This window comes from Phascolarctobacterium succinatutens CAG:287, assembly GCF_000434895.1.
In the GTDB taxonomy this organism is placed as follows: Bacteria; Bacillota; Negativicutes; order Acidaminococcales; family Acidaminococcaceae; genus Phascolarctobacterium_A; species Phascolarctobacterium_A succinatutens_A.
On the sequence record NZ_FR892819.1, the window covers coordinates 49,523 to 57,971 of the forward strand.

An 8,449-nucleotide genomic window follows, 5' to 3' on the forward strand; every position below is an offset into this window, starting at 1 on the left:
TATATAGGCAGCGGCACTGTGAGACTCTCCCCAGAGTTCCCACAGTGCCGCTTGCCTTTGCGCTTGCACAAAAGTTAGCGGTATGCTAAACTAGCCTTAGAGAGATTACTTACAATCTTTTAAATCAAATGTATCAGTAACCAATTACGTGTATATTTTTCGGTGTGCCGGTTGGTTTGTCAGTATCAGTAGATGAAAGGAAGTGTGCAATGAGCATTATCGGTAATATTATCTGGTTTTTATTTGGCGGTATTTTAGCAGGCATTATCTGGTATCTGGTAGGTCTTGTGTGGTGTTTGACAATTATCGGTATTCCTGTCGGGCTGCAGTGCTTTAAGCTGGGACGCTTGAGCTTCTTCCCCTTTGGTAAGGATGTAGTTTTGAGCGGCGAAACAACTTCATTGCTGTTAAATATTTTTTGGCTGATTTTCGGTGGTATCGAACTGGCAATTACGCATGCTGTTTTTGCTGTGATTTTGTGCTGCACGATTATCGGCATTCCCTTCGGTATGCAGCATTTTAAGCTGGCTAAGCTGGCACTGCTGCCGTTTGGAGCACAGATTACGGATAAATAAGCGTTAATTTTTAATGCAAGAGCAGTTCATGCAGGAATTTTATTCACGATTTCTTCAAAACTTTGCCTTTGCTATGTCACAGCAATATAGTATACTATGAGTGTAGCAAAAAGTTGCTACACCCTTCCCATCAAATTCATCATAAACAGCTTTCCTAAGAGAAACAGCCTGCAATATCCCCTGCAGGCTGTTTTCTCGTTTTCTAAAGCTCGTGTTGCTTTGTTGGCATTAAAATTGAACGTTTTGATTTATAAAAATAAGCCGTAAACGTGCTTTAGCGTTTATGGTTTACTTTTTTAGCATTATGGTTAACCTTACAATAAAAGAAGGTTGACTAATCTTTTTATCACGTATATAATTATTAAGTACACGAATTTATGATGGAGGCACTGTTGTGATTAGTATAAAGAATTTGAAGCATTACTATACAGATGCTGATGGCAACGAGGTAAGGGCGCTGGACGGCGTAAGCCTGGAGATTAAGCAGGGCGAATTTGTTGCTGTTATCGGCGCTAACGGCAGCGGTAAATCTACGCTGGCACGTCATTTGAACGCTTTACTGCTGCCGACTGACGGCACTGTGCTGGTAGATGGCATGGACACTGAAGATGAAAGCAAAATGTGGGATATCCGCCAAAAGGTGGGCATGGTATTCCAAAATCCCGACAACCAGATAGTAGCTGCGATTGTAGAAGAGGACGTGGCCTTTGGTCCGGAAAATATCGGCGTACCGGGACCGGAAATACCGCAGCGTGTAGCAGATTCGTTGGCTGCTGTAGGCATGACGGAATATGCCAAGCATGCACCGCATCTTTTGAGCGGCGGCCAGAAGCAGCGCGTTGCTATAGCAGGTATTCTGGCGCTGCAGCCGGAATGCATTGTGTTGGACGAGCCGACAGCGATGCTCGACCCGCAGGGACGCAAAGAAATCGTCGGCACTGTACGCAAGCTTAATGAAGAAAAAAAGATGACCATAGTTTATATTACGCATTATATGGTGGAGGCCCTGGCTGCCGACCGCGTAGTTGTAATGGAAAAAGGTCATATCAGATTTATGGGTACTCCGCGTGAGGTTTTCAGCAGAGTTGATGAGCTGGAGGCTTTGGGACTGGAGGCTCCGCTGGCAGCGAAGGTAGCCAGCGAGCTGCGCAAAAGCGGTGTAAAGCTGTCGCAGGATATTATTACAGATGAGGAGCTGGCGCAGGCATTATGTCAATAAAACTTTCTAATATATATCATACATATTCCAAGGGCACGCCGTTTGAACGTCTGGCGCTCAATGATGTGTCGCTGGAGATTTCCAAGGGCGAAATAGTTGCCATTATAGGACACACCGGCAGCGGCAAGTCTACATTAGTACAGCATTTAAACGGCTTGCTGAAGCCGGATAAGGGCAGCGCAAGCATTGATGGCATTGATATTACTGCCAAGGGTGCGGAGGCCAAGACTGCACGCCAGCAGGTTGGCATGGTATTTCAGTATCCCGAGCATCAGCTGTTTGCGGAAACTGTTTTTGAGGATATCGCCTTCGGCCCGCGCAATAAAGGCTTTGCCGAGGATGAGGTAGAAAAGCAGGTGCGTGAGGCTATGGCCTTCGTCGGTCTGGATTATGATACCTTTGCGCAGCGCTCTCCGTTTCAGCTGAGCGGCGGCCAGATGCGCCGTGTAGCTATTGCCGGCGTAGTTGCGATGAATCCGGATTATCTGGTTTTGGACGAGCCTTCCGCAGGCCTGGACCCGCGCAGCCGCAATGCCGTATTCAAGGAAATCATGTCGCTGCACAAGAGCCGCGGTATTGCCATTGTTTTGGTAACACACAGCATGGAGGAGGCGGTAAAATATGCTGACCGCCTGCTGGTTATCAACGCCGGCAAGGTGCTGTTTGACGGTACTCCCGCAGATATTTTCAAGCAGCATGCCGATGAGCTGGTTAAGGTTGGCGTAGATGTGCCGCAGGTTTACAAGCTGGCGGATTTACTGCGCAAAAACGGCTTGGCAGTGAAAGAGAATATTAAAGACGATATGAGCCTGGTTAAGGCGATTAAGCAAGCAAAGGGGTGGAAATAATGCTGACAGATATAACCTTAGGACAATATTTCCCCGGTAACTCCTTTATCCATAAGCTTGATCCGCGTACTAAACTGTTGGCTACCTTGATTTATATCATTGCTATTTTCTTTGCGGTAACGCCGTTGGCCTATGGTATCCTGACCGCCTTTGCCGCTGTGGTGATTCTTATTTCAGGAGTACCATGGATGTTGGTCTTCAAATCTTTGAAGCCTATCTGGATTATCGTTATTCTGACGATGCTGATTCATATGTTTACCGCTCCCGGTGAGCATATTGTTTTTACCTGGAAGTTTTTGAGCGTAACTGCCGAAGGCATCGATATGGGCGTAAAGATGGCTGTACGCCTGATTCTGCTGCTGCTGTTTTCTTCGGTGCTGACCTTTACGACATCACCGATTGTACTGACAGACGGTATTGAAAATCTGCTGCGTCCGTTCAAAAAGCTGGGCGTTCCGGCGCATGAGCTGGCTATGATGATGACTATTGCTTTGCGCTTTATCCCGACATTATTGGATGAAACAGACCGCATTATGAAGGCACAGACCTCTCGTGGCGCTGATTTTGCCAGCGGCAATATCTTCCAGAGAATGAAAAATATGCTGCCACTCTTGGTGCCGCTGTTTATCAGTGCCTTCCGCCGTGCCGACGAGCTGGCAGTGGCTATGGAAGCACGTTGCTATCGCGGCGGTGAAGGACGTACACGCATGCACGAGCTGGTATATGCCGGCCGCGATTATCTGGCCTTTGCTTTGATTATTATACTGGCAGTTGGTCTTGCAGTATTGCGCTGGGGGAACGTATGCGTACAATAAAGCTGGTTGTAGCTTATGACGGCAGTGCCTATCATGGCTTTCAGAAGCAGAAGAACGTGCAGACGGTGCAAAATGTTTTGGAAGAAGCGTTGACTATGCTGTGTGGCGAGCCTGTAGTAACCGCAGGCAGCGGGCGCACGGATGCCGGGGTACACGCTTTGGCGCAGACGGTGACCTTTACTACGAATGGACGCATTCCCTGTGCTAATCTGGTGCGTGCGGCGGCAAGCCTGCTGCCGGAGGATATCGTGGTTGTGAGCGCCGAGGAGATGACGGAAGGCTTTCACGCACGCTTCAGCGCACAGTGGAAAACGTATCATTACAAGCTGCTTGTCAATGAGCACGTCAATCCCTTTATGGTGCGTTATGCCTGGCAGCTGCGTCAGCAGCTTGAGGTGAAGGCTATGAACGAGGCGGCTGAATTACTGTTGGGAACACATGATTTCAGTGCCTTCCGCAGCAGCGGCAGTGTTGATACTTCGCCGATAAAAACAATTTATGCTGCCAAGTGGCAGCAGCAGGGAGAAGAGCTTCTTTTCCTCATCAGCGGTGACGGCTTTTTGTATCACATGGTACGCAACATAGTCTGGTCGTTGGTACAGGTGGGAATGGGCAAGCGTACGGTGCAGGATTTTGCCGCCGAGCTGACGGCACAGCGCTGTGAATTTTTAAACGAGCCTGCTCCGGCACAGGGTTTATATCTTGCTGAGGTCGGTTATCAGGAATATCCGCAGCTTTAAGGTAAAAACTCTTGGAAAATGCTAAAATTTTAACAAAAATACTTGACTTAAACTCTTAAGTTGCGTATAATATATCTACGTGATTTTCCGCTTGATTTCACTAGCCCCGAAATACGGTGAGAAGATCGCAACGAACTGTATATTTGGAAAATATCTAGGAGGGACACAAGCGATGAAATCTTTTATGGCTAATCCGTCTAACATCGAACACAAATGGTACGTTGTTGACGCAGCTGATAAAACTCTGGGCCGCCTGGCTGCAGAGGTTGCAAAAGTCCTGCGCGGTAAACACAAACCGACCTTTACCCCGCACATGGACACCGGTGATCACGTAATCATTATCAATGCAGATAAGGTTGTTCTGACCGGCAAAAAACTGACTCACAAAATCTATTTCCGTCATTCCGGTTATCTCGGCGGCGACAGCTATGTAAAAGCTGGCGACATGCTGAAGAAAAACCCTGTAAGAATGGTAGAGCTCGCTGTTAAAGGCATGATTCCGCACAACAGCCTCGGCGCTCAAATTTTCTCCAAACTTCATGTATATGCTGGCAGCGAACATCCGCATGCAGCTCAAAAACCTGAAGTAATGGAAATCAACGTTAGATAATATCCGGGAGGGAACAAATAAATGGCAGTAGTTACTTATAACGCAACTGGTCGTCGTAAATCTTCTGTTGCTCGCGTTCGCCTGGTTCCGGGTGAAGGCAACATCGTTATCAACGACCGTGAATTGAACAAATACTTTGGTCTGAAAACCTTAGAGCTGATTGTTAACCAACCGCTCGAAGTTACCGAAACCAAAGGCAAATATGACGTACTCGTTAACGTAAACGGCGGCGGCATTTCCGGCCAAGCTGGTGCTATCCGTCACGGCATTGCTCGCGCACTGCTGAAGGTTGACGCTGAATTCCGTCCTGCTCTGAAAAAAGCAGGCTTCCTGACTCGCGACCCGCGCGAAAAAGAACGTCGTAAATACGGCTTGAAGAAAGCTCGTAAAGCTAGCCAGTTCTCCAAACGTTAATAGAGAAGGCTATCTCAATCAATCACAAATCGCAAGAAAAGCCCGTAACCATGCAGGTTGCGGGCTTTTTCTTTGCTCACGTTATTTTCAAAAAGTGTCCACAGCTCATAGAAAATAAGCTACGTATGTAACAAGTATGTAACTGGTATGTAACACGTATGTAACAAACTATATTAAATTAATAGCCTCTAACAGTTGTTCTAACGTCTTATGAGTGTAAACCCTTTCCGTCACGTCAGAGCTGGCGTGCCCCAGAATTAATTTCTTGATTTTTACATTTACGTCTTTATCATCAAGTAAGCTTGCGCAGGTGTGACGGCCGTCACCGGGCAAGTGGTCCATCTTAAACATATTCATTACTGGTTCCCAATATTTGCTGCGGTACGCGTCATAGGATATATTCTTTCCCCGCTCATCAGAGAAGATGCATTTGCCGGTGCTACGTTCGTAGGCAGCCTTGAAGAAGTCGAATATTTTATCAGCAATAGGAATTCTTCTGCCACGGCCTGCCGCAGTTTTCATGCCGCCAACGAAGAATTTATTTTCAAAATCAACGTCCGCTTTCTCAACCTTCACTAGCTCGGTAGGGCGCATACCGGTATAACAGAGGATAAGCACAGCTTGCACTTTTATATCCTGGCTGTTCTCCCATAATATAGCAAGCTCCTTTTGTGTCAGCGGATTGTGTATTCTGCTTTCAACCTGGGGCGGCAGATTGGTAAGCTCGACATAGTTCTTTACTATAATATCATTCGCAAGTGCATACTTGGCCATCAGATTACATACGATTCGGATTGCCTTCTTGGTAGCGTAGCCTTTGTCGCAGTCATTTATGACTTGCTGAAATTGCGCAGTCTTAATATCTTTGAACGGTATATCCCATAGTGGCGCGCAGCGCTTATATGCTGCCTTATATTGGTTAGATTGCTCTTTGCCGTCAACGTAGGTTGCGGCTTCCCATCTCTCGTGTACCTGGGCAAACGTCAAGCCTACGCTTTCAACATCATAGGGTGATTGATTGTATTCAGCCAGGGCATTAAGGGCTTCCGTGCGCTTTGCATAGTAGCCTAGTATTTTCATAAGCTGGCGACCTTCATCGGTAAAGCCCGTTGTAATGCGGACCATATACGGCCGCCGCCGGTTCCCGGTCAGCTTCGTAACAGAGCCATAGCCGTTAGGTAATTTCATGTTTAGTTGCTCCTTCCTTTTTCAGTTGTTGCATTTTTTGCAACAGTTGTGGATAAACTGTGTATTAATTCTTTCAAGCGTTTATATGAAGTTATTATTCACAAATTAAACATATTATCATGATATAATATAAGTAGGTGTTCGGGGCGGCTGTGCGGTCCGGTGTAGGCGCAGTAGACGGCGCAGTTTCCGCGAACACTGATACAAGCACTATAGTACCTTCATTTTTTCGGGGTGTTGAAATGAAGATGCAATCTTGATTTTCCTTAGCTCTTCTTTTTTAGGTTTTCATGTGTTCAGATTCTTTATGCTAAACAACCTCTTTTCAAAATTGTGTTTACGATTCGGCAAAAACAACAGCAACAATAGCTCACGTGTACGGCGTGGGCTATTGTTGTTTTTGTTTGAAAATATCGTTGCTTATTGCTGCAATGGATTTGGGCCATATTCGTTTGCACCGGGATTGCTTTTTTTACAAAACAAATAGAGCAGTAGAAGAAAGTAGAATAGCGCAACAGTGTTGCTTGCAAGGAACATTGCTAATGTCCATCTTGAACTTTTATCAATATCATGAAAGCGTCTGTTTGTGTTGGCGTATAAGAAGAGTGTAAAAGGGAACATAAAGACAAGCATTAATGCGCTATATAGAGAAACTTTTTCTAGTTCACTTGTTGAACCTGCTAACCATGAAAAGAATACCGCTACCAGAATAATTCCTAAATATGCAATAGCGGTTCTTTTAATAAAAACTTTTCTTCCTATTCTGCCTTTGAAAGTAAAATAATTATCGTCAGACGGAACGAAGTCGTAATTTTGGTTGGCCTGTTGAATTGGTGCATCAACAGGCTTCTTTGCAAACATCTTTTTTATTTTTTGGGGCAGTTCTAATATAGTTTCGCATAACGAATTAGGAATAAGAGATATACATACGGTAAAGATTAGCACACCAATAAGATAAGGATTCCCGTTAAGCAACTCATAGAAAAACTCTATTGGATTAAATCTCATTATAAATACTCTCCTTTGTAATAAAAAAATAATGGGCAGCTTTTTAGACTGCCCATGTCACGCCTTGCGTCAATGGCACAGCGAAAATTGTTTGATAGAGGTTCTTAATCTGTAGGCTTATAGTGTCACTGTCAACCATGTTAACCACCTTACTTTCTGTCTTTATTTGATTTAATAATAGCACATTTAAATGTAAACTGCAATTCAAATAATTACTTTTCCTAAAACTCTTTATAATGAGCGAGCTTAGTGGTAGAATATAAATAGGTTCTTAATGTTGTAGGCCTGCTTTAATTTGAATGGAGGGCACAATGCAGGTTTTATTGAGTAGGATAATCGGTATATTGCAGGAAGTGAAAGATGAAGAAACGCTGGCTGTCATATACAGCTTTATCCTTGGACTTGTAGACGAAGATTGATTTTTTATTTGCTGCACTAATTTAAAAGGCATAGCAAAATCCCCCGTACCGCGGATGGTACGGGGGATTTTTTTATTTGCCGGTTATTTGCTTTTGGCCAGATTGTGAACGAAATCTTCAAATAAAGTTTTCATCTCGGGCGGCAGTTTGAGATATTCCAAAAATAGGTTTTTGGTAAACTCATCATCTGTCTTTAGCAGCTTGCCAACTTGCAGTGCTAATTCTTCGTTGGTTGTATTCCTGGCACGGAACATATCACCTTCGCCAGCACGTAACCAATCTTCATTAACATAGAACACACGGCAAATATCGGTGATTGTTCTTTCCGATAGATTAGTAGAGCCGCGTTCGTAACCGGCAACGGTGGAACGATTGACTTGAATTTTATCTGCAAACTCCTGCTGATTTAGCTTTAAAGCTTTGCGCAATAGCTTTAAACGCTCATTCATTGTAGGTCACTCCTTTCTAGTGTTTCCACCAAACATTACATGATTATTTTACTACATATAGAGAAGAAAAGCAAGAAAAACAATGTTTTTAAAAAACAAAAATAGATTGACAAACACGTTGGGAAGATGTAGAATAATAACGTAAGATGTTTTTGAAAAAGAAA

10 protein-coding genes are annotated in these 8,449 nt (G+C 44.5%); 7 read left to right on the top strand and 3 right to left on the bottom strand.

Annotated elements, in window-relative coordinates:
• Nucleotides 1-209: 209 nt before the first annotated feature.
• The 7 genes from BN587_RS09820 to rpsI all read left to right on the top strand — a co-directional run bounded on the left by BN587_RS09820 (nucleotide 210) and on the right by rpsI (nucleotide 5,221).
• Nucleotides 210-575, top strand: coding sequence for a YccF domain-containing protein (locus BN587_RS09820; protein WP_021720957.1), 366 nt, complete (start codon nucleotides 210-212; stop codon nucleotides 573-575).
• Between the two features lie 394 nt (nucleotides 576-969).
• Nucleotides 970-1,794 (top strand): energy-coupling factor transporter ATPase, encoded by an 825-nt coding sequence (locus BN587_RS09825; protein ID WP_021720958.1) that lies wholly within the window; start codon nucleotides 970-972, stop codon nucleotides 1,792-1,794.
• On the top strand, nucleotides 1,785-2,642 hold the full coding sequence (locus tag BN587_RS09830; RefSeq protein ID WP_021720959.1) for an energy-coupling factor transporter ATPase: 858 nt from the start codon (nucleotides 1,785-1,787) through the stop codon (nucleotides 2,640-2,642). Before BN587_RS09825 ends, BN587_RS09830 begins: the two co-directional genes overlap by 10 nt.
• Nucleotides 2,642-3,457 (top strand): energy-coupling factor transporter transmembrane component T family protein, encoded by an 816-nt coding sequence (locus tag BN587_RS09835; protein WP_021720960.1) that lies wholly within the window; start codon nucleotides 2,642-2,644, stop codon nucleotides 3,455-3,457. Before BN587_RS09830 ends, BN587_RS09835 begins: the two co-directional genes overlap by 1 nt.
• Entirely contained in the window at nucleotides 3,445-4,197 is a 753-nt protein-coding gene (gene truA, locus BN587_RS09840; RefSeq protein WP_021720961.1) for a tRNA pseudouridine(38-40) synthase TruA, read from the top strand. The genes BN587_RS09835 and truA overlap by 13 nt, the downstream gene beginning before the upstream one ends.
• 172 nt (nucleotides 4,198-4,369) lie before the next feature.
• A complete protein-coding gene (rplM, locus tag BN587_RS09845; RefSeq protein ID WP_021720962.1) occupies nucleotides 4,370-4,807 on the top strand; it encodes a 50S ribosomal protein L13 in 438 nt (145 codons plus the stop codon).
• A 21-nt stretch (nucleotides 4,808-4,828) separates the two neighbouring features.
• Nucleotides 4,829-5,221, top strand: coding sequence for a 30S ribosomal protein S9 (gene rpsI, locus BN587_RS09850; RefSeq protein ID WP_009145170.1), 393 nt, complete (start codon nucleotides 4,829-4,831; stop codon nucleotides 5,219-5,221).
• Nucleotides 5,222-5,389: 168 nt separating this feature from the next.
• Here the strand turns inward: rpsI and BN587_RS09855 are convergent, their stop codons facing one another.
• From BN587_RS09855 to BN587_RS09865, 3 genes are all read right to left on the bottom strand, one after another.
• Nucleotides 5,390-6,409 (bottom strand): tyrosine-type recombinase/integrase, encoded by a 1,020-nt coding sequence (locus BN587_RS09855; protein WP_021720963.1) that lies wholly within the window; start codon nucleotides 6,407-6,409, stop codon nucleotides 5,390-5,392.
• 420 nt (nucleotides 6,410-6,829) lie between these two features.
• On the bottom strand, nucleotides 6,830-7,417 hold the full coding sequence (locus BN587_RS09860) for a DUF805 domain-containing protein (protein ID WP_021720964.1): 588 nt from the start codon (nucleotides 7,415-7,417) through the stop codon (nucleotides 6,830-6,832).
• 502 nt (nucleotides 7,418-7,919) lie between these two features.
• Nucleotides 7,920-8,285: a helix-turn-helix domain-containing protein gene (locus BN587_RS09865; protein WP_021720966.1), complete on the bottom strand. Its 366-nt coding sequence runs from the start codon at nucleotides 8,283-8,285 to the stop codon at nucleotides 7,920-7,922.
• Between the last annotated feature and the right edge of the window lie 164 nt (nucleotides 8,286-8,449).